We start from the raw sequence: 1,730 nt of genomic DNA, 5'->3' as shown, positions 1-1,730 counted from the left end.
TTATCCTTTGACAGCACCAGCGGTTAACCCTTCCACCAGTCTCTTCTGAGCGAAGAAGAACATAATACATACAGGGATGATCGTTACAATTCCACCCGCCGTCAATACATCCCACTGTACCGCCAGCTGCCCTATCAAACTCTTAAGCGCTACCGGTATCGTCCTGCTCGCCTCGTTTGTAAACATGACCGCAAACGTATATTCATTCCACGACGTCATGAAGATATATACCCCCGTCGCTACCAGCCCCGGTACCAAAATCGGAAAGATTATCCTCCAAAACGCCTTCACACGACTCGCACCATCTATCATCGCCGCTTCCTCCAGCGATAACGATAAGTCATTTAAGTATCCGTTTAATAACCATACCGAAAATGGTATCGTAAACGTCGTGTACGCCAAAATCAGCGCCATCGGTGTGTATAATATCCCCAGCTTCCTCATGATCGCATATAACGGGATCAATAACAGCACCGTCGGAAACATGTTGTTCGTTAAAAACATCACCATCAGAACCTTGCGCCCCTTGAACCGAAACCTCGAAAATGCATATGCCGCCATCACTGATACCATCAGCGTGATCACAGTCGTCACCAGCGCTACCGTAAAACTGTTCATCATCGGTTTTATGAAGTTCATCCTTGTGAACAGCCGCCCATATACTTCTACCGTCGGGTTCTCCGGCCAGTAATGCACCGCCCTCAGATATATCTCCGACTCCGGCTTAATCGACGTCACAAATGTCCAGTAAAACGGAAATAGCAAAAATATCATCAGAACCGTTAACGGCACATAGAGTAAAAAGATCTTCTTTACTATACTTTCTTTCTTCATCTCCTTACTCCGCCTCCTTTGCAAACATGCTCTTCAGATACGGCACCGCTACAAATCCCAGACACAGCGTCATAATAATTGCCATTGCTGACGAGTACCCTAAATTCATCGAGTTCGCTTTGTTGAATATATATACGCTCAGCGTCTGAGTCGCGTATGCCGGGCCTCCTCCTGTCATATTTAATATCACGTCTACCGAATTCGTTACCCATATGATCCTCAAAAGCGTCGTTACAAATAACGTGTTCTTTAAACTTGGTATCGTAATCCTAAACAGTTTCTGTATCCCTGTCGCTCCATCTATATCTGCCGCTTCGTACAGTTCCTGCGGGATCCCTTGCAGCCCCGCCAATATCATTATCGCAAAAAACGGTATCCCTTGCCAGATGATCGTCAGTATCACTGACGGAAATGCCGTTGTTGTATTCGCTAAAAATGTCACCGGCTCCTCTATCATATGCAGCCGCATCAATATATCATTTAATACTCCGTAGTTCCCATCATATATCCATTTCCACATCAGTCCGATCAATACCCCTGGCGTTACCCATGGGATTAAGCTTACTGATCTTACTATCCCGCGCCCTCTGAACTTCTTATTCAGTATCAGCGCCAGCATAAATCCAAAGATAAACTGAAACCCTACTCCAAATACTACCCATAGTACTGTCTTACTCAGCGATTTCCAGAATAGCTCGTCCGCGAATACCTCCATATAATTCTTTAGCCCGATAAATTCTATCGCATTCGGCCGCCTTAAGTCATAACTCTGGAAACTCATCGATACCGCGTTGATTACTGGGATGAACACCACTGCTACCACTATTATCAGTGCCGGCGCTATCAGCAGATACGGCCATATCCCGCTCTTCTTCTTCCCCACTGTGGGCCACCTC

General features: G+C 46.0%; 2 protein-coding genes. Both read right to left on the bottom strand.

The features are described from left to right. Positions 1-738, bottom strand: coding sequence for a carbohydrate ABC transporter permease (locus tag H8705_RS13600; protein ID WP_392392107.1), 738 nt, complete (start codon positions 736-738; stop codon positions 1-3). A 100-nt stretch (positions 739-838) separates the two neighbouring features. After that, a complete protein-coding gene (locus H8705_RS13595) occupies positions 839-1,717 on the bottom strand; it encodes a carbohydrate ABC transporter permease (protein ID WP_262396318.1) in 879 nt (292 codons plus the stop codon). Positions 1,718-1,730: the final 13 nt, after the last annotated feature.

The sequence above is a fragment of the Youxingia wuxianensis genome (assembly GCF_014385085.1).
Lineage (GTDB): Bacteria > Bacillota > Clostridia > Oscillospirales > Ruminococcaceae > Youxingia > Youxingia wuxianensis.
Note: the sequence above shows the minus strand (reverse complement) of the source record. Positions and strands in the feature narration are given on the sequence as shown.